At 69.5% G+C, this 22212-nt stretch carries 20 protein-coding genes; 6 read left to right on the forward strand and 14 right to left on the reverse strand.

What is annotated here, in order from left to right:
* The first annotated feature begins 11 nt into the window (after nucleotides 1-11).
* Together GGD82_RS10060 and GGD82_RS10065 are read left to right on the forward strand one after the other, a co-directional pair.
* Nucleotides 12-563 (forward strand): copper chaperone PCu(A)C, encoded by a 552-nt coding sequence (locus tag GGD82_RS10060; protein ID WP_221240761.1) that lies wholly within the window; start codon nucleotides 12-14, stop codon nucleotides 561-563.
* A gap of 144 nt (nucleotides 564-707) precedes the next feature.
* Nucleotides 708-1319 (forward strand): superoxide dismutase family protein, encoded by a 612-nt coding sequence (locus tag GGD82_RS10065; RefSeq protein ID WP_211364719.1) that lies wholly within the window; start codon nucleotides 708-710, stop codon nucleotides 1317-1319.
* Between the two features lie 238 nt (nucleotides 1320-1557).
* Here GGD82_RS10065 and GGD82_RS10070 read toward each other — a convergent pair whose 3' ends face one another.
* Genes GGD82_RS10070 through GGD82_RS10105 form a run of 8 tightly spaced genes read right to left on the reverse strand, consistent with a single transcriptional unit; the run spans nucleotide 1558 to nucleotide 9631 of the window.
* A complete protein-coding gene (locus GGD82_RS10070; RefSeq protein ID WP_150061504.1) occupies nucleotides 1558-2340 on the reverse strand; it encodes an NAD(P)H-binding protein in 783 nt (260 codons plus the stop codon).
* On the reverse strand, nucleotides 2327-2881 hold the full coding sequence (gene hutX, locus GGD82_RS10075; protein WP_150061503.1) for a heme utilization cystosolic carrier protein HutX: 555 nt from the start codon (nucleotides 2879-2881) through the stop codon (nucleotides 2327-2329). The genes GGD82_RS10070 and hutX overlap by 14 nt, the downstream gene beginning before the upstream one ends.
* A complete protein-coding gene (gene hutW / locus GGD82_RS10080) occupies nucleotides 2856-4268 on the reverse strand; it encodes a heme anaerobic degradation radical SAM methyltransferase ChuW/HutW (RefSeq protein ID WP_150061502.1) in 1413 nt (470 codons plus the stop codon). The genes hutX and hutW overlap by 26 nt, the downstream gene beginning before the upstream one ends.
* Nucleotides 4261-4584: a heme-degrading protein HmuQ gene (gene hmuQ, locus GGD82_RS10085; RefSeq protein ID WP_150061501.1), complete on the reverse strand. Its 324-nt coding sequence runs from the start codon at nucleotides 4582-4584 to the stop codon at nucleotides 4261-4263. The genes hutW and hmuQ overlap by 8 nt, the downstream gene beginning before the upstream one ends.
* A gap of 50 nt (nucleotides 4585-4634) precedes the next feature.
* Nucleotides 4635-5429: a heme ABC transporter ATP-binding protein gene (locus GGD82_RS10090; RefSeq protein WP_150061500.1), complete on the reverse strand. Its 795-nt coding sequence runs from the start codon at nucleotides 5427-5429 to the stop codon at nucleotides 4635-4637.
* 11 nt (nucleotides 5430-5440) lie between these two features.
* Nucleotides 5441-6556: a FecCD family ABC transporter permease gene (locus GGD82_RS10095; RefSeq protein ID WP_150061499.1), complete on the reverse strand. Its 1116-nt coding sequence runs from the start codon at nucleotides 6554-6556 to the stop codon at nucleotides 5441-5443.
* Between the two features lie 5 nt (nucleotides 6557-6561).
* On the reverse strand, nucleotides 6562-7431 hold the full coding sequence (locus tag GGD82_RS10100) for a heme/hemin ABC transporter substrate-binding protein (protein WP_150061498.1): 870 nt from the start codon (nucleotides 7429-7431) through the stop codon (nucleotides 6562-6564).
* A 7-nt stretch (nucleotides 7432-7438) separates the two neighbouring features.
* The gene (locus tag GGD82_RS10105; RefSeq protein WP_150061497.1) at nucleotides 7439-9631 is read right to left on the reverse strand and encodes a TonB-dependent hemoglobin/transferrin/lactoferrin family receptor; all 2193 of its coding nucleotides are present in this window, start codon (nucleotides 9629-9631) and stop codon (nucleotides 7439-7441) included.
* Between the two features lie 405 nt (nucleotides 9632-10036).
* On the opposite strand from GGD82_RS10105, the gene fldA reads away from it, so the two are divergent.
* Entirely contained in the window at nucleotides 10037-10534 is a 498-nt protein-coding gene (gene fldA, locus GGD82_RS10110; protein ID WP_150061496.1) for a flavodoxin FldA, read from the forward strand.
* Nucleotides 10535-10585: 51 nt separating this feature from the next.
* Here the strand turns inward: fldA and lpxK are convergent, their stop codons facing one another.
* The 4 genes from lpxK to GGD82_RS10130 all read right to left on the reverse strand — a co-directional run bounded on the left by lpxK (nucleotide 10586) and on the right by GGD82_RS10130 (nucleotide 15139).
* Nucleotides 10586-11596 (reverse strand): tetraacyldisaccharide 4'-kinase, encoded by a 1011-nt coding sequence (gene lpxK / locus GGD82_RS10115; protein ID WP_150061495.1) that lies wholly within the window; start codon nucleotides 11594-11596, stop codon nucleotides 10586-10588.
* Nucleotides 11583-12905: a 3-deoxy-D-manno-octulosonic acid transferase gene (locus tag GGD82_RS10120; RefSeq protein WP_150061494.1), complete on the reverse strand. Its 1323-nt coding sequence runs from the start codon at nucleotides 12903-12905 to the stop codon at nucleotides 11583-11585. Before GGD82_RS10120 ends, lpxK begins: the two co-directional genes overlap by 14 nt.
* A gap of 61 nt (nucleotides 12906-12966) precedes the next feature.
* Nucleotides 12967-14034 carry a glycosyltransferase family 4 protein gene (locus GGD82_RS10125; RefSeq protein WP_246163737.1) on the reverse strand — a complete coding sequence of 356 codons (1068 nt, stop codon included), beginning with the start codon at nucleotides 14032-14034 and terminating at the stop codon, nucleotides 12967-12969.
* Nucleotides 14035-14119: 85 nt separating this feature from the next.
* The gene (locus tag GGD82_RS10130) at nucleotides 14120-15139 is read right to left on the reverse strand and encodes a UDP-2,3-diacylglucosamine diphosphatase (RefSeq protein ID WP_211364718.1); all 1020 of its coding nucleotides are present in this window, start codon (nucleotides 15137-15139) and stop codon (nucleotides 14120-14122) included.
* A 340-nt stretch (nucleotides 15140-15479) separates the two neighbouring features.
* Here GGD82_RS10130 and GGD82_RS10135 point away from each other — a divergent pair, with 340 nt between their 5' ends.
* From GGD82_RS10135 to GGD82_RS10145, 3 genes are all read left to right on the forward strand, one after another.
* On the forward strand, nucleotides 15480-16430 hold the full coding sequence (locus GGD82_RS10135; RefSeq protein ID WP_170284181.1) for a diacylglycerol/lipid kinase family protein: 951 nt from the start codon (nucleotides 15480-15482) through the stop codon (nucleotides 16428-16430).
* Nucleotides 16431-16628: 198 nt separating this feature from the next.
* Nucleotides 16629-18113, forward strand: a complete 1485-nt coding sequence (locus tag GGD82_RS10140) for a SulP family inorganic anion transporter (protein WP_150061490.1) — start codon at nucleotides 16629-16631, stop codon at nucleotides 18111-18113.
* A gap of 10 nt (nucleotides 18114-18123) precedes the next feature.
* Nucleotides 18124-18990: a universal stress protein gene (locus GGD82_RS10145; protein WP_150061489.1), complete on the forward strand. Its 867-nt coding sequence runs from the start codon at nucleotides 18124-18126 to the stop codon at nucleotides 18988-18990.
* A 34-nt stretch (nucleotides 18991-19024) separates the two neighbouring features.
* On the opposite strand, the gene GGD82_RS10150 is transcribed toward GGD82_RS10145, so the two are convergent.
* Nucleotides 19025-20128, reverse strand: a complete 1104-nt coding sequence (locus GGD82_RS10150; RefSeq protein ID WP_221240762.1) for a DUF7256 domain-containing protein — start codon at nucleotides 20126-20128, stop codon at nucleotides 19025-19027.
* Between the two features lie 200 nt (nucleotides 20129-20328).
* Entirely contained in the window at nucleotides 20329-22164 is a 1836-nt protein-coding gene (thiC, locus tag GGD82_RS10155; RefSeq protein WP_150061488.1) for a phosphomethylpyrimidine synthase ThiC, read from the reverse strand.
* Nucleotides 22165-22212 lie beyond the last annotated feature (48 nt).

The following is a 22212-nucleotide window of genomic DNA, read 5'->3' on the forward strand; positions in this document are numbered from 1 at the left end:
TGCTGTCCCGCATGTCCCGCGCTCTGGCAATCGTGATGCTGACCACGGCGCCCGCTCTGGCCGCCGAGGATCATCACGATCCCGCCGGGTCTGCCTCCGACGATCACGGCGTCCATGCCCACGACCATGAGACCGGCGTGGCCCATGCCTTCGCGCTGGGACCGCTGCGGGTCGTCCACCCCTGGACGCGCGCGACCCAAGGCCCCGACGCCGTCGTGTTCATGGACCTGGACAACACGGGCGACGCCCCGATCACCCTGACCGGCGCCGCGGCCGACTGGGCGGCCTCGGCAGCGATCGTCGGGTTCACGCTGAAGGACGGCGAGGGCCGCTACACCCCGTTGCCGTCCATCCCGATCGCGCCCGGCCATGATCTGGTGCTGCGCCCGGACGAGGTCGCCCTGCGGTTCACCGGCATCACCGCCCCCCTGCCCCACGGCGGCCACGTCCACCTGACGCTGCACACCAGCCTGGGCGCCCTGGAGATCGCCGCGATGGTCGAGGCCGCGGACGCCCTGCAGCACAGCCACGCCGGCCACTCCCACATGGAACACGGGGACTAAACATCGAGGGAAGCACACCAATGGTCGCGATTCCTGGAACCTTCGGTCGCCATCCTGCGTTCCTGCGATAGCTCTGCGCCTCCCGGGCCTTGGATCGAGGCCGGGATGCCGGAGTGTCTGTGTCTCGCAAAAACGAGGATGACCATGCTGACCACGACAATGCCCAAGTGGGCCGCGCCCACGTGTGCCGCCGGGCTGGCGGCCCTCTTCGTCGTCGCCTCCAGTCCCGCCCTGGCCGCGGACGCCGCGGCCTCGAGCACCGAGGAGGTCATGCAGGGCAAGGCCGAGGCCACGGCCGAACTCCGCACCCCGGAGGGACAGGTGCTGGGCACGGTGTCGTTCCACGAAACGCCGTCCGGCATGCTCTGGGTGGCTGCGCACGCCACGGACGTGCCGCCCGGACGCCATGGCTTCCATATCCATGAGACGGGCACCTGCGATGCGGACACCGACTTCAAGTCGGCCGGCGGGCATTTGGCCGGCGGCCATGCGCACGGGGTCTTGGACGCGCGCGGCCCGCATCCCGGGGATCTGCCCAACGTGACGGTGCACGACGACGGCCGGCTCGACGCGGAGTTCTTCCTCCAGCGGCTGTCGGTGGACGAGGGCCTTTGGCTCGGGGACGCCGCGTTGTTCGATTCCGATGGCGCGGCCGTCGTGCTGCATGACGGCGCCGACGACTATGAAAGCCAGCCCTCGGGTGCCGCCGGACCGCGCATCGCCTGCGGCGTGATTGAGCGGGTCGGCGAGCCCTGATCGGCCTCCCCCGTACGAGGGGAGCGCGCCCCAAGCACGGCGCGTGATCCACATATCACGCGCCGTGCTCTAAAACCGTACAGTGTCGTCAGCCGGTCCGTTTCGGCTGGCGGCGCTGGACCGCAGTGTCCCGGCGAACGGCCGCTGCCCGACGATCCAGACCGCCATGTCGAGCTGAGCCTCGATTCCAGCCTGACGCCGAGCCCGCCGGAGGGGCGCCACGGGCGCACCGTGCGTGCTATCCGTGGTGCGGACCCGTAAGGTGCGGCGGTGTTTGGCCCGGATGCCAGGGCGGCGCATCGGGCGGGCCACTCGCCCCCGAAACAGCGCGCGCGACGGAGTGCAGGTGCACGACGCCCTCCGGCGCCTGCAAGGTCGTCAGGTCGAGGGCCGACAGCGTCCGGCCAACCGTGGTCCGGTCGTCGAGGCAGCGCTCGATCAGTGCCGCCAGATCGGCCCGCGCGATGCGGCCGTGCACCCGCGGGTCCTCGAACAGCGCGCCGTCCCCCGTGGCCGGCGTGGACAGAAGGCCGCCGGGCCGCAGGATGGTCAGGTCAAGGTCGGCGGCCCGTGCGTGGGCCTCCGCCCGGGATTTCTCTTCCAGCACCGCACCGATCGCGGCCAGCAGCCGCTCCGACGCGAACGCGCGACTGTCCCCCGCGCCCAGGGACGAGACCAGAACCAGCCGGCGCAACCCGGTCGCCACCATGCCGTCGACGATGTTGACCACCCCCTGAAAGTCGGCCGAGGCCCCCAGCGGACCGCCGCCGAGGGTACAGACGACGGCCGCGCCCCGACCGTGCACACGCATCATGCCGTGGACATGCGACGGCTCCAGCGCATCGCCGATGACCACCGTGCAGCCCAACGCCGTCAACGGCTCGAAGGCGGCCGAGGCGCGCGCCAGCGCCACCACCTCCCAGTCGCGGGCGCGGGCCAAGCCGGCGACCTCCCGCCCGGTGCCGCGCGTGCCGCCGAACAGCAGCAGACGCGGCGGCCCAAAGGCCTCACGACGCCACATGCGCGGCCTCCTCCCGGCTCAGACGATCCCGCAGGGCCAGAAACCGCTCGACCTGATCGGCCTTCAGGGCGTGGTGGTCGTCGCGACCGACGAACAGCTTGAACATCACGCCCCCCTCCGCGTTGAAGAACACGATGGCGTGGCTCATGCGGCCCATGACCGGCCGGCTCATGAACTGGATGGCGGCGCAGCGCCCGTGCCGGAGGTGGCCGCCGATCGGACCGTCGCCGAACAGATTGAAGTAGCCTTGCGCGACCACGCCCTTCGGCACCGCCCCCGAACACTCCAGGATCAGATCCGGCGTGTGCACCAGGAACAGGACCACGCCCCACTCTGCGACGTCATGCAGGATGGCCTCGAACAGGGCACCGGAGACGGTTGGTCCGACCTCCGGCGGCAGGCAGGCGGCCACCTCGCGGGGCGTCAGGCCGTAGTCTGCGGCGATCTGTTCCAACACGCCGTCGGTGGAGGCCGCGAACCGCGCGGTGACGGCGGCCAGCGCGGCGGCGCGGGCCTCATCCGGGATGGGGACGTCGGGCATGGGACGGGGTCTCCTGTTGCGGGGGGAGTGGGGCGCCCTGGCCGTCGCGGTGCTGCGACATGACCGCGTGCAGGCCGGCGATCAGATTGGCCTGCCAGAACCAGCCGGCCGGGGTGAGGGCATAGCCGCCCGGCATGGGCGCCAGAAGCCCGGCCTGGGCCCAGTGGGCGAGCACGGGTGCGAGGCGGTCCGCGAACCCGGGACCGACCCGGGCCTCCAGGTGTTCCGCCGAGACGCGCCCGGTTTCCAGGCTGGCGGCGACCGCGCCGCGCGCCGAGAGATCGGGCATCGGCGCGAACATCATGGACAGCGGCTTTTCGCCCGCCGCCACCCGCTGGCGGTAGGCCGCCTCATCGCTGTCCAGCACATAACGGTGGCCGGCCAACAGACCGCCCGCACCCGCCCCGTAGGCCAGACAGGTGGCCTGCTCCTTGACGAGTTGGTTGTACAGATTGCGCTCGCGGGTGGTGCGCGCCCAATGGGCCTGGGTCAGATGGTGCCAGCCGGCGGCGTCCAAGGTTTCCAGCCCCGCGGCGTAGAACCGCGCCTGGGCGGGCAGGTCGGCGGCGGGCGGCAGCGCGCCCTTTTCGATGGAGCGGGCCAATGGGCTGCTCGGGTTCAGGGTCAGCGCGTACAGGTCCACGCCGTCGAGCCCCAAGTCGACCACCAAGCGGAGGTCCCGGCGCCACATCTCCAGCGTCTGGTTCGGCAGGCCGTAGATCAGGTCGCAGACCACCGCCGCCTGATCGCGCGCCCGCAAGGCGGCCAGCATCCCCTCCGCGCCGGCCCGGTCGGCCTTGCGACCCAACCGATGCCGCAAGGCGGTGTCGAAGGTCTGGATGCCGATGGAAAAGCGGTTCGCGCCCGCCTCCAGGCAGGCCGCGATGCGCGCGTCGTCGAAGCCGTGAACCCTGCCCTCCACGGTGATCTCGCAATCCGGCGCCAGCGGCAGGTTGGCGCGCACGGCCGCGATAACCCGGTGCAGATCCGCCTCGTCGAGTGCGGTCGGCGTGCCGCCGCCGAAGTAGACGGCATGCACCGGGCCCGACCGAACCGCCGGATGGTCGGCGCTCGCCTCCAACTCCTGGATCAGGGCGCGGCTGTACGGCCCCGAAAACGGATCGCGGGTCGGGTTGCGGTAGAACCCGCAGAACAGACAGTGGTTGGCGCAGAAGGGCACGTGGATGTAGGCCACGGTCTTACCGGACCGGGGCATGGCCATCAGGGCCTCCCACGCCGTCGCGGGATGCTCTACGGGCGTCGGGCGGCCCGCGAACCAGTGCGACGAGCGGCGCGCCGTAAACGCGCCGGTCAGCGGATCGCCCCCGAGGATCGCGCGCGCCGCCTCCGGGACCGGCGACGCCAAGGTCGCCGCGTCGTCAGCCATCTCCACCCTTTACCTCCTGGATCACCTCGAAACCTTCGAACCGGGGCCCCCCGCTGTACATGTGCTTGGTCCGGCCCCCATCCTTGTGGGCGTCGCGGAACGATTGCGACTGGGTCCAGGCCTCGAAATCCGCCTTGGTGCGCCACAGCGTGTGGCTGGCGTACAGGATGATCTCCTCCTCCTCCGGCCCCTTGAGCATGTGGAAGGCGACGAAGCCCGGCTGGTCGGTCAGCCGGCTTTCGCGGGTCTTCCACACCGCCTCGAACTCGGTGGCGTGCGCCTTGAGGACCGAAAAGCGGTTCATGGCGATAAACATGCAGCGTTCTCCCTGACTGAGCGGTGTTTCGGGCCGGCCCGCTGCCCGACTTAGGACGGCACCAACTGCGGGGTGCCCCGACCCGGATGGCGCTGGATGGTCACCGGCAGGCCAAAGGTCCGGGTCAGAACGGTCTCGGTCATGACGGCCTCGACCGGCCCCTCGGCGGCCACGCACCCGTCCGCCAGCACCACCATCCGATCGGCGTAGAGCGCGGCGAGGTTCGGGTCGTGCAGCACCGCCAGCACCGCGACGCCCTCGTCGGCGAGCCGGCGCGCGAAGCGCATCAACTGATGCTGATGAGTCAGATCGAGATTGTTGGTCGGTTCGTCCAGGAGCAGCGCGCGCCCGGCGCCCTCCGGCTCCGGCCTTGCGGGATCGGTCCAGATCTGGGCCAGCACGCGGGCGAGCTGGACCCGCTGGCGCTCGCCCCCGGACAGCGTGGGATAGACGCGGTCGGCGAGGGCAAGGCCGTCGACGGCCTCCAGGGCCGCGACCGCCACGGCGGCATCGTGGTCGCGCCCCGAACGGCCGGCGTGGACGGCCCGCCCCATCCGCACCACGTCGAGCGCGCGGAACGGAAACGACAGCTCGGAGGCCTGGGGCAGCACCGCGCGATGGCGGGCCAGGGCGGCGCGCGACCACTGGGCCAGCGGGCGCCCGGCGAAGGTCACGGTGCCGGCCTGCGGCGCCAACGCCCCGGACAGCAGGTGCAGCAGGGTGGACTTTCCGGCACCGTTGGGACCGATCAGCGCGGTCACCGTGGCGGCCGGAACGTCCAGGGTGACGTCGTCCACGATGCGACGGCCCCGGCGGATGACGGTCAGATCGCGACCCTCGAGCACGCCCCCCTCCCCTACCACAGGCCCAGGGCGCGCCGCCGCAGCAGCAGCCACAGGAAGAACGGCCCCCCGACACAACTGGTCACGATGCCGATCGGCAGTTCGGCGGGCAGCACGATGGTGCGCGCCACGAGGTCGGCAAGCAGCATCAGCGCCCCGCCCCCCATCAGCGCGGCCGGCAACAGGACGCGGTGATCCGGCCCGAGGACCATCCGCACCAGATGCGGCACCATCAGGCCGACGAACCCGATCACGCCGCTCAGGGCCACCGCCGCGCCCACGGCCAGGGCCGTCACCAGCACCGCGATCCGCTTGGTCCGCTCCACGTCGAAGCCCATGTGGAGCGCCTCGGTCTCGCCGAACAGCAACCCGTTCAGGGGGCGCGCCAGGGCAAGCGCCGCCAGTCCGGCGCCCAGCATCAGGGGGCCCGCGATCATCAGCCGCTCCCAGTTGGCGCCCCCCAGACTGCCGAGCAGCCAGAAGTTCAGATCCCGCAAGGCCTGATCGTCGCTCATGAAGACCAGAGTGCCGATGCCCGCGCCGGCCATGGCGGTCAGCGCGACCCCAGCCAGCAGCATGGTGGCGATATCGGCGCGACCGTCGTGGCTGGCGATGCGATAGACCAGCGCGATCGCCACCAGCGCCCCGGCGAAGGCCGAGACCGGCAGGGCGACGTCGCGGCCGATGCCGGCGGTCGCGAACGGCAGCACGCCCCACAACACGATGACCACGGCGGCGGCGAGCGCCGCTCCATTGGAAATGCCGATCAGCACGGGATCGGCCAGGGGGTTGCGGAACAGCCCCTGCAAGACGGCCCCGGAGACCGCCAGGACGCCACCGACCAGAAGCCCCAGAACGGTGCGCGGCAGACGGATCGACCACAGGACCAGCTCCTGCACCGGCGTGTGGCCGGTCAGGGGCTCGAACCCGAGCGGGGTCGCCAGGATCGACAGCGCCTCCAGCGGCGTGATCGGGACCGCCCCGATGCCGATGGACAGCACGACGCAGCCGACCAGCGTCACCGCCAGCACCCCAAGACCGGCACCGGCGCGCCGGCGCCTCCGGCCGGCGGTGTCCGTCGTGATCTGGCGTACGGTCGCGACGCGGGGATCGGGGATCGGTCCGTGCATCGCCGTCACCGCGCCGCCATGCGGTCGGGATGCAGCTCCGTCGCCAGATCGGCCACGGCCTCCGGCAGGCGGGGACCGAAGCCGAGCAGCAGCATGATGTCCATGCTGACCAGCCGACCGGTGCGCCCGGCCGGCGTGGCCGCCAGCTCGGGCCGCGCCAGGATGGCCTCGGCGCCGCCGAGGGCCTCAACGGTCCGGTCCGGCACGAGAATGACGTCCGGCGCGGCGGCCGCCGCCGCTTCCGGCGACAGGGGCTTGAAGCCGGTCATCTCCGGCACGGCGGGCTGCCCCCCGGCCATCGCGATCACCGCCGCGGCCGGGGTATCGGCGCCGGCGGCCATCGGGGCGCCGCCGCCCATCGCCATCAGGAACAGAACGCGCGGCCGGTGGGTCACCCCCTCCAGGCGATCCACGACGGCGGTATAGGCGCGCTCCACCTCGGCGGCCAGGGCGGCCCCCTCTTCCGGCCGGTCCAGGGCGTCCGCCACCCGCCGGATCTTGTCGCGTACGCCGGCGATGGTCGGCGTGTCGGGGATGGGCGCGATGGGAAGGCCGGCGGCCTCAAGCTGGGCGAGCGTCTCGGGCGGCCCCGAGTCCTCGATCATCAACACGAGGTCAGGATCCAACGCCAGGATGGGCTCCGCCGCCAACTGTCGCATGTAGCCGACATCCGGCAGATCCTCGGCCGCCGGCGGATAGATGCTGGTGGCGTCCACGGCGACCAGCCGGTCCTGCATCCCCAGGGCGTAAACGATCTCGGTGACGGCGCCCCCCACGGACACCACGCGGACGGGCGGTTCGGCCGACGCGGGGACGATCCCAAGGGCAACCAGCAGCAGCGCGGCTGCAAACGGACGGAAAAAACGGGTCATCATCGCGGCCTCACCACGCCATGCTGTAACTGACGAGGGCCTTGAAATTGCGGCCCGATTCCGACGCGCCGGTGTAGACGCGCGAGTAGTCCTCGTCGAAGGCGTTATCGATCCCAAGGTCGACGCGCAGGCCCTTCAACACGCCGTCCGACGGTTGATAGACGGCGTAGACGTCGTGGACGTCGTAGGCGTCCCGCTTCTCCGCCGGATCGTTCACCTTGTCGAAGCGCCCGGCCACGGTCATGCGCCAGCCGATCAGCGAATCGATCTCCGGCACCTTCAGACCGGTGTCGAGGGTGACCCGCGTCGGCGTCAGCATGCCGAGCTTTTCGCCGGTGTCGGTGTTCTCACCGTCGATGGAGGAGAAGCCGAGACCGAGGCGGATCCGGTCGTTTTCGTAGTTGCCTTCGATCTCTGTGCCCCACAACTCCGCGTTCGGCACGTTGGTCGATGTCGTGGTGCCGTCGCAGGCGCCCGGTCGAAACGGGTTGCAGTCTGCGAACGGCGCCGGCTGGTTCACAGCGAGGTCGATGAAGTCATCGCCCCACATGTGGAAGTGCGAGACCTTGACGTCGAAGCGATCGCGCTCGAACAGAATGTCCTTGAAATCGAGCCCGGCGCCGAACTCCACGGTCCGCGTCGTCTGCGGCTTCAGATCCGGGTTGGGCACGAAGCGGTTCACGATGCCCAGGCCCGCCATTTCGAAGTGGGTGCCGGTCAGGTACATCTCGTTGAACGTCGGCGCCCGGAAGGCCTCGGCGTAGTTGCCGAACACCATGAACCACGGCACCGGCTTGTAGGTCAGGCCGATGCGCGGCGACAGCCGGTTCTCCGTCGTATCGGTCGACGCGACGTCGCTGGAAAAGTCGTAGTGGTCGAAGCGCAGCCCCGGGATGACGTGGACCTCACCGGGCAGGCTCAGCGGCTCGACCAGCACGACCTGCGCCTGCCCATAGAGGCCCGCGAAGGTGCCGTCGGCGTTGGGCACACCCTCGCGGTCGCCGGAGGCGCTCTCGCCCTCCTGTTCGTCGCGGTAGGCCTCGGCCCCGTAGGTCAGGATCACCCGGGACTGCTCCGCCAGACGGAACCGGGTGCGGTTGTCGATCCGCGCGCCGATGGTCTCCACATCGCGGGTCAGGCGCTCACCCTCGGGCCCCGCGCCCAGATCGTCCAGCCGCAGCTCGTCGGCCTTGAAGCGCGTGTAGTAGGCGACGACGTCCAGATCGACCCAGTCGTTATCGGGATTCCGATAGGAATAGGCGACGCGAGCGTTGTCGGTGGCGATTTCCTTGTCGACGAGATCCTCGCCGCCGCGCCCCTGGGCGTTGTTCGGCTCCTCGGCGTCGTTCGAGAAGTGGCTGAACGACACCTCCAGGCGGTGATGGTCGGTCAGGTCGACCCCGCCCTTGACCAGCCCCGAAACGATGGAGTCGTCGCTGTCGGTCAACGTACTGCCGTCGCCCAGCTCGATTTCGCCCGACCGCCGGCGGGCGACGCTGCCCAACAGATCCACGCCGTCCATCGGGCGGCCATAGGCGGTGGTGGTCACCAGCCATTCATCGTTCACGGTCTGGCCGCCGAGCGAGCTGGTGAACCCGAACGTCTGGCCGGGTTCCAGGAAGTCGTCGACCTCCACGGTGCGGAACTCGATGACGCCGCCGGTGCCGCCGCTGCCGTAGAGGGACGACGCCGGGCCGCGCAGCACCTCGACGCCCTTCAGAAGGGCCGGATCGAGGAAGAACCGGCCGTCGTGACCGGAGCCGAAGTTCTGCCGGGCCCCGTCGATAAGAATGACGATATCGTCCCCGGAAAAGCCGCGAATCGAGGGCACCTCGCCCGTCCGGCGCGGTCCGCCGGAGAACTGCACGTTGGGCACCATCTTGAGCAGGTCGTCCGGCGTCGAGGCATTCAGATCCTGGACCCTCTGGCGGTCGATCACCGTGACCATGCCGGGGTAGGTGAAGGGGTCGATCTCGGTTCGCGTGGCGGTCACGGAGACCGGATCGAGCCGGATCGGCCCCGTTGAGAGGTGCCCTGTTGAGAGGTGCCCCGGGGACGATTGCCCAGAAGACGACCGACCGGCGGCCGACGTCTCGGATGTCTCGGTCGCCTGCGCCCACACGGCGGGCGCCGCCAACACGGTCCCAAGCAGTCCTCCGGCAAAAAGCGCGGCATGCCGGCCCGTCCGGTCACTTCGGATCATTGCGAGTCCCCCAGGGTTCTTGCTCCATCAGGCGGGGTATCGGTAATGCAACTCAGTCGCAAAATCAACGTGGATTCAAGTGAAGTATCCCGTTTGAGAGACAAAACTTGAGCGCAAACGTCTTCTTATGAAACGCTCGGTGCGCGGTACGCGCCGAAGGCCAGGCACACCGGATTGACAACTCGGGTCATTAAGGACCCGTCTTTATGCACTCTGCGAACCCAGCCTTCGAACGGGTCTTTACTCACCCCATTTCTTCTGAGCCGGACCGGCAGCCCGCCAATAAAGGGCGCGCTTGTCTTGACGATTCGCATTGCGTATGCGTCGCATTCGCGTTAGCTCAAGGGTCGCACACCCTGGGCGGAGTCACCCGCCTGTCCCCTCACACCACCGCGAGGCCCCACCATGAGCGTGAACGTCATTTTCGGTTCCGACGCGGGCGCAACCCGCGCCGTCGCCAACCGCATCGCCAAACGGCTTCAAGGCCGCGCCGTCGATGTCGCCGCGGCAACCGTGGCGGATTTCGAAAGCCCCCGCCTGCTGGTGCTGGGCGCGCCGACCTACGGAATGGGCGACCTGCAGTCCGACTGGGAGGCCAACTATCACCTCCTGGAGGAGGCGAATCTGGCCAGCAAGCGCGTCGCCCTGTTCGGCACCGGCGACCAGTTCACCTACCCCGACACCTTCGTCGACGCCATGGGCGTGCTCTATGACACGGCGGTGGCGCGCGGCGCCGAGGTGATCGGGTTCACGGACGTGGCCGGCTATGACTTCACGGCCTCGTTCGCCGAACGGGGCGGCCAGTTCGTCGGACTCGCCCTCGACGAGGATCAGGAGCCGAACAAGACCGGCGACCGCATCACGGCCTGGGTCGAGCAACTTCGAAACGGCCACGGCCTGTAATATCCGTCGCGGTAGGCCGACTCGTCCGAGTGACCGTGCCCCGTGCCGCAGTCACTCGGACGGATGGCCCTTTGGCGGGCGGGCCGCGAGCGCCCCGAGCAACCGGTCCAGCGCGACCGGGTCGGACCAGGTTACCGTGACATCGATGATATCGACTTGCTGGCGCTGGTCGGGGGTCAGACGCGCGGCGTCCTTGGCCGTGGTGACCGGCAGCGCCCCCAACGCAAAGGCCTCGTCCAGGATCGGCTGAATGTCGGTCGGCTGGTAGGGATGATGATCGGCGAACGGGTGCGTCGCGACCACCCGGCAGCCGACGTCCCGCAGCAGGCGGAACACCTTGTCCGGATCGCCGATGCCGGCGAAGGCGACCACCCGCTGCCCGTCCCAGGAGCGCACGCGCGGTCCTGGTTCGATGCGGGCGGCCAGGACGGGCACACCCCGGGGGACATGGCGGGCGACGCGGGCCGTGTCCTCGCCCATCACCACCACGGCGCCGGCGCGAGCCAGACCGACCGGCACCGGCTCGCGCAGGGGACCGGCGGGCACGAGGCGGCCGTTGCCGAAGCCGCGCGCTCCATCCACCACCACCAGCGGCAGATCCTGGACCAACGCCGGGTTCTGAAAGCCGTCATCCATCACCACGGCCCCGGCCCCCTCCGCCACAGCGGCCCGGCCCCCATCGGCGCGGTCGCGGGCGATCCACACCGGGAGGCCGGCGCGCGCCATCATCAGCGGCTCGTCGCCCACGTCGGCAGCCGTGTGAAGCCCGGGATCGACCCGCAGCGGTCCAGCCTCCCGCCCGCCGTGGCCGCGCGACAGGACCACCGCGTTCAGGCCGAGGTCCCGGCGTAATCGTGTTATGATGTCCAGTACGACCGGAGTCTTGCCTGCGCCACCGGCGACCAGATTGCCGACGCAGATCACCGGCACCGGCAGGCGCGCCGGTTGGCCCCGCGCCAGCCGCCGCGCGGTCGCCCACCCATAGAGCAAGCCGGCCGGCTCCAGCAGGCGGCCCGGCAGCCCGCCGCCGTCGCGTCGCCACCAGAACTCAGGCGCCCGCACGGCTGGTCGTCTCCTCTGGGCAAGCCGCCTGGGGCGCGATGGGATCAAGCAGCGGCGCCAGCGCGTCCAGCACGCGCGGCAACACCCCCTGTTCGCCATCCGCGAAGGCCGCGCCATGCCGCCCCAGATCCTCGCGCGCGGCGGCATCGGTCAGGAGTTCGGCCACCGCGTCGACCAGACCGGCCTCGTCGGGGACCGTACGCGCCGCCCCGGCGGCCAGCATGCGCGCGCTGATGTCGCGGAAGTTCTCCATGCGCGGGCCGAACAACACCGCCGCACCCAGGCGCGCCGGCTCCAGCGGGTTCTGGCCGCCGCCCTCGCCGATCAGGCTCTTGCCCATGAACACCACCGGGGCCAGCCGCGCGGCCAACCCCACCTCGCCCATGGTGTCCATCAAATAGACGTCGGTGTCCGCCGTCACCGCCTCGCCCCGGGAGCGCTGCGCCACGCGCACGCCGATCTCCTCCATAGCCGCGCGCCCCGCGTCGCCGCGCGCCGCATGGCGGGGCATGACCAGGGTCAGCACATCCGGCACGCGCGCCGCAAGGGCCTGATGCACGCGGGCGGTCAGGGCCTCCTCGCCATCGTGGGTCGACAACGCGAGCCAGCAGGGCCGGCCGCCCAGGGCTTCACGCAACCGTGCCACCTCCGCCGGATCGGCGGGCGCGGGCGCGGCGGCGAACTTCAAGTTGCCGACGCAGGCCACCGGATCGGCCCCCAGCGCCCGCAAGCGTTCGGCGTCGGCCTCGCTTTGCGCCAGGGCCAGGCGGAACGGCGACAGCAACCCCCGCGCGGCGCCGGCCGCGTAGCGCCGCCAGCGCCGGAACGAGCCGTCCGACATCCGCCCATTGAGCAGCGCCATCGGCACGCCACGGGCGGCGGTTTCCAGCACCAGCGTCGGCCACAGCTCGCTTTCCGCCAGCAACAACAGGTCCGGCCGCCAGTGATCGAGGAAACGCCGGATGTAAGGCGTGCGGTCGACCGGAATGAACTGGTGCACGGCACCGGGGGGCAGCCGCTCGGCCATCAACGCGGCCGACGTCACTGTGCCGGTGGTGCACAGCATGGTCAGGGCGGGCCGCTCCGCCCGCAGGCGCTCAATCAGGGGGAGCAGCGACAGCGACTCGCCCACGCTGGCGCCGTGCAACCACACGAGCGGTCCCTCGGGGCGCGGGCGGCCGGCCTCTCCGAGGCGTTCGCCGAACCGCTCGGCGTCCTCCTTGCCGCGCATCCGGCGATACCACAGGGTCGCGCGCACGGCGGGGGCCGACATATCGATCAGGCCCCGGTACAGAGTCAGCAAGGGCATCCGATTGCCAGGCTCAAGGGTGGATCCGCCGGGCGAGGCTTACGAGCCGGAACGAGCCGGGTCAAGCGCCACCCGCGCCCGCGCCGGCTTCCGCGTTCGCCCCCGCCCCCTCCGCCGCCAGGGCCTCGGCGTCGAACGGGCAGATGTTGGATAGAAACTGGTCCACGCTGGCCCCCCAGGAGCGGGCCTCGGCGAAGGCGCGGCAGACCATCGGGTCGGCCTTCAGCGCCCCCAGTGCCGCTGCGCGCAGGTCTTCGTCCAGTCGGCCCACCGGGGCGTCGCCGATCACGTCCAGCGGTCCCGCCACCGGGAAGGCGGCCACGGGCACGCCGCTGGCCAGCGCCTCCAGCAGTACGAGCCCGAAGGTATCGGTCAGGCTGGGGAAGACGAAGGCATCGGCGACCGCGTAGTGCAGCGCCAGTTCCTCGCCCCGCTTCTCGCCCGGGAACACCACGTCCGGGAAGCGGGCGCGCAGGTCGTCAAGCTGGGGGCCGCCGCCGACGACGATCTTGGTGCCAGGCAGGTCGAGGGACAGGAAGGCCTCGATATTCTTTTCGATCGCCACCCGGCCGACGTAGACGAACCACGGGCGCGGCCCCTGAATGGCGGCGTCCAGCGCGGTCTTGTCGCGCGGCCGAAACAGGGTGGTATCCACACCCCGGCCCCAGCGCCGGATGTTGTGGAACCCCCAGCCGGTCAGTTCGTCCTCGATCGACGGCGTGGCGACCATGATGGCCTTGGACCGGCCATGGAAGTGCCGCAGCAACGCATAGCTCCAGTCCACCGGCACCCAGAAGCGGGCCTGGACGTACTCGGGAAAGCGGGTGTGGAAGGCGGTGGTGAACGGCCAGCCCCGGTCGATGCACAGGCCGCGCGCGGCCCAGCCCAGTGGGCCCTCCGTCGCGATGTGCACCACGGTCGGGCGCCAGTCGTCCATGGCGGCGGCGATCTTCTGGCGCGGCACCAGGGCCAGCCGGATCTGGGGATAGGTGGGGCAGGGCACGGTGTCGAACTGGTCGGGGGTGACCATGCGCACGGCATGACCACGTCGCTCCAGATGATCGCGGAGCGTATCCAGGGTTCGCACGACGCCGTTGACCTGGGGCAGCCAGGCGTCGGTGACGATCATGATGCGCTCCGCTCCCCGGGACCCGAGCGATTCCGAAGCGGCGGACGAGGATGGCGGGAACGAAACGGTCATGGTGGGGTGCCGGTCAGAAGGAGGCCCGTGCCCGGCGGCGCGCCGGCGGGGGCGTGGCCCCGGTCTCGGTCTCCGCTTCGGTCTCGGTTTGGTTCGGGTCCTGGTGTGCGTTCGGGTCCGCCTCGGGGTGCGTGGAGACAAGGCCGGGCGCCGGGCGCGACACCAGCCCCTCGTCCACCTGCGCCATCACCTCCGCCGGGGTCGGAGCCTTGGCCGTGCCGCGCCCGCCCTTGGTGCGCTTCGGCCGGCGGCGGTACTCCTCGACCATCGAGACGTCGCGGACCTTCGTCCAGTCCAGGATCTCCATGCGGCCGTCGGGGTGCTCCACCAGGGCGGTGCAGCTTTCCACCCAGTCGCCGTCATTGCAGTACAGCACCTCGCCAACCTGACGGATCTCGGCATGGTGGATATGGCCGCAGATGATGCCGTCGACGCCGCGCTTGCTGGCGAGGTCGGCCATGCCTTCCTCGAACTTGGTGATGAACTGGACGGCGTTCTTGACCTTGTGCTTCAGGTACTGCGAGACCGACCAGTAAGGGAGGCCCAGCCGCCGCCGGAGCAGGTTGAACCAGTGATTCACCTCCAGCACGATCACGTAGGCCCAGTCGCCCAGCACCGCGAGCCAGCGGGCGTACATCACGACGCCGTCGAACTCGTCGCCATGGATGACGAGATAGCGCCGGCCGTCCCCGCCTTCGTGGATCAGCTCTCGCTTCAGCTCGATATCACCGAACTGGGTGTCGCAGTAATCGCGGGCGAATTCGTCATGGTTGCCGGGGATAAAAACGACGCGGGTGCCCTTGCGGGCCTTGCGCAGCAGCTTCTGGATCACGTCGTTGTGGGCCTGCGGCCAGTGCCAGTGCTTTTTCAGGCGCCAGCCGTCGACGATATCCCCGACGAGATACAGGGTCTCGGACTCGGTCGCCTTGAGGAAGTCGAGCAGCATCTCGGCCTTGCAGCCGCGCGTTCCCAGGTGAATGTCGGACAGAAAGATGGTCTTGTAGACCCTTGGCGTCGGTGCCTGTGCTGTCATGTCTTGGGTCTGCGTTCCTGACGTCGTGCGCGGTCGGGCGTCACCGCCCGGGGCCTGTTGCCGTGGCTGCATCGTCCCACCACCTGCCGCCGTTGCACCGGCGCGGCCGGTCGCTCGACAGGCGCCCCGGTCGCGGTCACTCTTCCGGAAGATCGGTCCCCGAGCCTCCAGCCGATGGGGACCGTCTACGCAGTCACACGCCGCATCGCAAGGGAAACGACACCCGTTCGCAGATTTCATTTCGGCCGCGGTTGCGCCGCAGCACAAAGGATAGTGTAGAAGCCTGATGAGTACACCGCATTTTGATCCTGAAATAAATAATTCATTCCATGGATCGTCGATGGCGCGCCGCAGCGCACTGGTTGTGATCGCCAACCCCACCGCCGGGGGCGGCTCCGCCCGGCAGTTGGCCCGCGCCCTGGCGGCGTTGCGCGCCCTGGGGTGTGCGCCTGCGCTGTGGCACACCGAGGGGCCCGGCGACGCGATTCCCCTCGCCGCGCGCGCCGCACGGGAGGGCGCCGGTGTGGTCGTCGCGGCCGGTGGCGACGGCACGGTCGCCGAGGTGGCGGCCGGCCTGCTGGATGCGCGCCGGGCTACGGGAGCGCCCGGTCCCGCCCTTGGGCTGCTGCCGTCCGGCACCGTCAACGTGCTGGCGCGCGATATCGGTTTGCCGCCGCGTGCCCCTGAAGCGGCCGCGCGGGTGCTGCACGCCGGGCACCGGCGGGTGTTGCGGCCGGGGCGCCTGAACGGGCGACCGTTCGTGGCGGTGGCCAGTGTTGGGATCGATTCGCAGGTGGTCCGCCGGATCAATGGCGCGCTCAAGAAACACACCGGCGTGCTGGCCTATCTGTGGGCGCTGGTCCGCGAGATGCCCGCCTACACCTTTCCGTCCATCACGGTGGAGATGGAGGGCCTCGCCGATGAAAGAGAAACCCTCGTTGGGTCGCTGGTCGTCGTTGCACGCTCCCGCTTGTACGGCGGCCCGCTGACCGCATTGCCGGGCGCGGACGTCGGGGATGATTGCCTGCATGTGCTGGTGCTGCGCCGGGGCGGGAGGCCGGCGCTGGCGCGCTATGGCCTCGGGCTGCTGACGGGACGGCTGGCCGGGATGGAGGGTGTCGAGCGACGCGCTGCCCGCCGTGTCACGCTGCACGCGGCCGATCCGCTGCCGCTTCAGGCGGACGGCGATCTGGCGGGCACGCTGCCGGCCGTCGCGCATGTGGACACCGGCGATACGCTGGACCTGATCGTTCCGGCGTCGCCGCGTGGTCAACACCCGCACCCCTCGTAGGGATGAATCCTTGCGGGTCGGCCCCGTCCTCCGGTAGGGTGAGTCGCTGCCATCGGGTCCGGCGTGCCGGCGGACGCCTGCGCGCGCCGTACCCCTTTCCGCAAACCTCTCGACACACACCATCATCGCACAGCCGTGACGCGCCGCGCGGGCACGACAGGGGCGGGTGCGTGTGTCGCTCCCGGGACGGATAGAGACATGACCACACTCGCCGCCCTGCGCCGCGACTGGCTCGCCAACCCACGCGGCGACATCCTCGCCGGACTCGTCGTGGCGCTGGCCCTGATCCCCGAAGCCATCGGGTTTTCGATCATCGCCGGCGTAGACCCGAAAGTCGGGCTGTACGCCTCGTTCTCCATCGCCGTCATCATCGCCCTGGTCGGCGGGCGGCCCGGCATGATCTCGGCCGCCACGGCGGCGGTGGCCGTGCTGGTGGTGCCGCTGGTCCGCGATCACGGCGTCGAGTACCTGTTCGCCGCCACCATCCTGATGGGCGTGCTGCAAGGCGTCGCCGGGTTGCTGCGGCTCGACCTGCTGATGCAGTACGTCTCGCGGTCGGTGGTCACAGGCTTCGTCAACGCGCTGGCGATCCTGATTTTTCTGGCGCAGATCCCGCAGCTCACCGGGGTGACCTGGGTGACCTATGCGATGGTCGCGGGCGGCTTGGCGATCATTTACCTGTTCCCGCGCCTGACCCGGGCGGTGCCCTCGCCGCTGGTGGCGATCCTGGTGCTCTCGGCGATCTCCATCTTCGGCGGACTGGACGTCAACACGGTGGGCGACATGGGGCGCCTGCCATCGGCGCTGCCGTCGTTCCTGATCCCGGACGTGCCGCTGACGCTGGAGACGCTGCAGATCATCCTGCCCTACTCCCTGACCATGGCGGCGGTGGGCCTGCTGGAATCCATGATGACGGCGCAGATCGTGGACGACCTCACGGACACGCCCAGCAACAAGCGCCGGGAGTGCCAGGGCCAGGGCTTCGCCAACTTTGTGACCGGATTCCTGGGCGGCATGGGCGGCTGCGCCATGATCGGCCAGTCGGTCATCAACGTGAAGTCGGGCGGCAGTGGGCGGCTGTCCACCTTCGTCGCCGGCAGCGTGCTGCTGTTCCTGATCGTGGTTCTGGGGCCGTTCGTCAGCCAGATCCCCATGCCGTCGCTGGTCGCCGTGATGATCATGGTGTCCATCGGCACGTTCAGTTGGCGCTCGATCCGCGACCTGCGCCACCACCCCTGGCCGTCGTCGGTCGTCATGGTGGTGACGGTGGTGGTCGTGGTCTGGACCCATGATCTCGCGCAGGGCGTGGTGGCCGGCGTGGTGCTGAGCGGCCTGTTCTTCGCCAGCAAGGTGCGCCGCCTGTTCACCGTGACGTCGGACCTGTCGGCGGACGGCCGGTGCCGAACCTATCGCCTGTCCGGTCAGGTGTTCTTTGCCTCCACCGAGCGCTTCACCGAGGCCTTCGACTTCAAGGAGGTGCTCGACCGCGTGATCATCGACGTCTCGGACGCGCATTTTTGGGACATTTCGGCCGTCGACACACTCGACAAGGCTGTGCTCAAGTTCCGCCGCGAGGGCGCCAGCGTCGAGATCGTCGGCCTGAACCCTGAAAGTGCCGCGATGGTCGACCGTTTCGCCGTTCATGACAAACCCGATGCGGCCTCGGCCGGCCCCGGGCATTGAGGACCCTGCCATGACCCGCATTCTTGCCTGCATCGACGGCTCCGCCTACGCCACCAGCGTGTGCGACCTGACCGCATGGGCCGCCCCGCGCCTGGACGCCAGCGTGGAGATTCTTCAGGTGGTCCAGCGGTCGGACGCGGTGGCCGCGCGCCACGACCTCAGCGGGGCCATCGGCCTGGGGGTGAAGAGCGAACTGCTGGAGGAACTGACCCGGATCGACCAGGAGCAGGGCCGCCTCGCGATCGAGCGCGGCCGCGTCCTGCTGGCCGCCGCCGAACAGCGCCTGACCGAGGCCGGGGTTCGCGAGGTGACCCCGCTGCATCGCCACGGCGACATCGTCGAGACCATCGTGGAGCGCGAGGCCGATGCCGATCTGGTCGTGGTCGGCAAGCGCGGTGTGTCCAGCGCGGGCGATACCGAGCACATCGGCGCCCTGATCGAGCAGGTGGTGCGCGCCAGCGTGAAACCGGTGCTGATCGCCTCCAGCCGGATCACGACCCCGCGCGTGGCCGTGGTCGCTTTCGACGGCAGCGCGGCCGCAACCCGTGCCCTGGACGTTGTCGCGACGTCGCCGCTGTTCGCGGGGCTGGACGTCCATGTGATCGTCGCCGGGGCCGACGACACCACGCATCGCCGGTGCCTCGATACGGCGGTGATTCGGCTGTCGGAGCGCCGGCCCGAGGGCGGCGCCGCCCCGGTGGCGACCCTGCTGTCGGGCGCAGCCGACAAGGCCCTCAGCGGCTATATGACGGACCAGCCGGACGCCTTGCTGGTCATGGGCGCCTATGGGCATTCGCCATTGCGGTCGTTCTTCCTGGGCAGCACGACGACCAGCACGATCCGCACGGTCCACAGTCCGGTGCTGCTGGTCCGCTAGCGCGCGCAGGAAGCGCGGGCGGCACACGCCGCCCTCACCGGAACACGGGCTGCCGGCCCCCACCCCAGGTGCCGGGACGGACCGCGACCGAGACGCCTTGTGATTTCAGGCTCTCCAGCAGGGATCGCGTCGGATGGCCCGGTGTGATGGCCTCTTTGTAGGTGTCCGTATCGATCAGACGAAACGTCTTCAGGCTGGGAAGCTCAAGGAGCGCATCAAGGCCGACGAAGTCCGTCGAAATCGACAGTGATTCCAAATGAGGGAGAGACGTGAGCTGACGAATGTCGATTTCGTCAATCATGGCGATCGCGTCAATATCCGTCACGTTTGGACAGTGCTCAATGCCTTGCAGGCTGGAGACCTCAAACTCGTAAGACTCGCCATCCCAGAAATACCATGGGTATACGTATATATTTTCTCCCCCATCGAAATATAGAGATCGCACTTTGGCCAGAAGCGTATCGGTCAAGGGGTAGCGTCTGAGATACTCCAGCACCTCCGGTATGAGATCGTATCCCTCATCCTCCAGATCGACGGGCCGGCCCAGAACATGCGTGGCCAGCATTTCCGGCGTTCCCAGGTCCAACTCTTTTTCCCTCAGCAGCGACGACAGAACGACGAGCTTGAAGTTGGGGTCGGCGAACGGGGCCCCTGGCTCACCGGCGGGCTCTGGGTAGGGCGGCGCGGTGGGGTCGCGAGAGGTGGCGGAGTGGTCGGTGAACCGGATGCTCCGCAGCGACTCGCGTGTGAACCGCAGGCGCATCTCCACGCCCGTCGGCAGACGGCGCCGTCCCTCCCGCACGCCCCGCATCCGCGGCAGATCGTCTCCAACCGTCACGTCCGGGTCCAAGGCCTGAACGTCCGCCAGCGTCATGCCGATCCGAAAGCCGTCCACCGCCGCCTTGGTGAACCGCCAACCGAACTCAATCGAGGCGATCACGTCATCCTGGTCGAGGCGAACGACCACCCCATGACTGTGTTCCAGACCATCGATGACACCGCCCGTGTGGTCCGGCGGGGCCCGCCACGCCGAGCCCATGGCCTCGGCGACACGGGAGATGGGCATGCCTGGTCGCAGGGCCGCCAGGGCTTCGGGATCGGGAGCGTTCGTACCATCCATCACGAAAGAACCGTCCATCGCCATCAATCCGAGACCGAGAGCCGTCGTGTGCAGGACGTCACGCCGGGTCAAACGTCGTACACAGGCCATCGTCTTGGTCGTCATGGATGACGGGTGCCTGTCGCCTTCACTCGCCGGCTTACGCATAACGGCCTCGTTGCGGACGGAGGCGGTTGTCCCGCCTCCTTGACCGCCCCCACCCCCGGATCGTGTCACCTTTACACGGCGTTTTGATCCACCGCCACGTAAAGATCACCACCATCGCGGTAGCGCGCCGCCATCTGCTCCATGCCTTCGGTGCGGGCGCCTTCCTCCCGGGCGGCGTCCCGAATATCGTGGCTGATTTTCATGGAGCAGAACTTCGGCCCGCACATGGAGCAGAAGTGCGCCACCTTGTGCGCCGCCGCCGGCAGGGTCTCGTCGTGGAAGCGGTGCGCCGTCTCGGTGTCGAGCGCCAGATTGAACTGATCCTCCCAGCGGAACTCGAACCGGGCGCGGCTCATGGCGTCGTCGTGCGCCTGGGCCGCCGGATGCCCTTTGGCGAGATCGGCGGCGTGGGCGGCGATCTTGTAGGTCACCACCCCGGTTTTCACGTCGTCGCGGTCGGGCAGACCCAGATGCTCCTTCGGCGTGACGTAGCAGAGCATGGCGGTGCCGAACCACCCGATCATGGCCGCGCCGATGCCGGAGGTGATGTGGTCGTACCCCGGCGCGATGTCGGTGGTGAGCGGCCCCAGGGTGTAGAACGGGGCCTCGCCGCAGACGGCGAGTTGTTTGGTCATGTTGGCCTGGATCTTGTGCATGGGCACATGGCCCGGCCCCTCGATCATCACCTGACAGTCCTTGTCCCAGGCGATGCGGGCCAACTCGCCCAGCGTCTCCAACTCGGCGAACTGGGCGCGGTCGTTGGCATCGGCGATGGAGCCGGGGCGCAGGCCGTCGCCCAGCGAGAACGCGACGTCGTACGCCCGGCAGATGTCGCAGATCTCGGCGAAGTGCTCGTACAGGAAGCTCTCGCGGTGGTGATGCAGGCACCACTTGGCCATGATGGAGCCGCCCCGGCTGACGATGCCCGTCACCCGGTCCACGGTCAGCGGGATGTGCGGCAGCCGCAATCCGGCGTGGATGGTGAAGTAGTCCACACCCTGCTCGGCCTGTTCGATCAGGGTGTCGCGGTAGACCTCCCAGCTCAGGTCCTCGGCCACGCCGCCCACCTTCTCCAGCGCCTGATACAGCGGCACGGTGCCGATGGGCACGGCAGCGTTGCGCAGGATCCACTCGCGGATGGTGTGGATGTTGCGGCCCGTCGACAGGTCCATGACGGTGTCGGCGCCCCAGCGGGTGGCCCAGACCATCTTTTCGACCTCCTCCGCCATGGAGGACGTGACGGCCGAGTTGCCGATGTTGGCGTTCACCTTCACCAGGAAATTTCGGCCGATGATCATCGGCTCGCTTTCCGGATGGTTGATGTTGGCCGGCAGGATGGCGCGGCCCCGGGCGATCTCGTCGCGCACGAACTCCGGCGTGACGTAGTCTGGGAGGGATGCGCCCCAATCCTCGCCGTCCCGTTCGGCCGTTGCCCGGGCGGCGTCCCGGCCCATGTTTTCGCGGATCGCCACGAACTCCATCTCCGGCGTGACGATGCCCCGGCGGGCGTAGGCGAACTGGGTTACCGCCCCGCCGTCCTTGGCCCGCAGGGGCGCATGCGCGGTCGGGAACGGCGGCAGGGGGTGGGCGTTGCCGGTGCCGCCGTCGTCCTCGGGCCGGATCGTCCGGCCCTCATAGGCTTCGGTGTCGCCGCGCGCGGCGATCCAGCCCGCCCGCAAGCGCGGCAGGCCCTGGTCGATGGCAATCGTGGCGGCCGGATCGGTGTAGGGGCCGGAGCTGTCGTACACCATCACCGGCGGCTCCCCCGCCGAGGGGTGCAGATCGATGGCGCGCGTCGGTACGCGGACGTCGGGGTACAGCGTTCCGGCCTGGAACACCTTGCGCGCGGCCGGCAGGGGACCGGTGGTGACGGTGGGCGGGGTCGGCGTGGTCTTGGTCGGAGTCATCGGTGTGAGCCTCCTCGCTCGGTGAAGCATGGAGACCCAGTTCTGCGT

The organism is Roseospira marina, from assembly GCF_014197855.1.
Taxonomy (GTDB): Bacteria; Pseudomonadota; Alphaproteobacteria; order Rhodospirillales; family Rhodospirillaceae; genus Rhodospira; species Rhodospira marina.